This is a genomic window from Alkalicoccobacillus porphyridii, from assembly GCF_007293315.1.
Taxonomy (GTDB): Bacteria; Bacillota; Bacilli; order Bacillales; family Bacillaceae_D; genus Alkalicoccobacillus; species Alkalicoccobacillus porphyridii.
Genome location: NZ_VLXZ01000266.1, coordinates 1 through 263, shown reverse-complemented (window position 1 = coordinate 263; position 263 = coordinate 1). Strand labels below are relative to the sequence as shown.

Genomic DNA, 263 nt, shown 5'->3' with positions numbered 1-263 from the left:
GATCGCGATCTCCGCATCCAGGCCGCGCAGCTGCCAGTACGAGGTCGCCACCTGGCTCGACAGCATCAGCAGCACGCCGTCGCGGTCGTCCTGGGCCGCCAGCGCCTGGGCGTCGGCCGCCTCGACGCTGCGGCGCACGCGGCCCCACAGGTCCAGCTCCCACGAGAAGTCGGCGCCGATCGAATAATTGTTGCCCTCGATGGCGCGGTGGCCCAGCGCCAGGCCCTGGGCCGTCTCGGCCGAGGTGCGCGAGTTCGAGATGC

Annotated in this window: 1 protein-coding gene; it reads right to left on the bottom strand. The window is 71.9% G+C overall.

What is annotated here, in order from left to right:
* Nucleotides 1-263: TolC family protein (locus FN960_RS21855; protein WP_185971156.1), on the bottom strand; the 263-nt coding region annotated here is incomplete at both ends.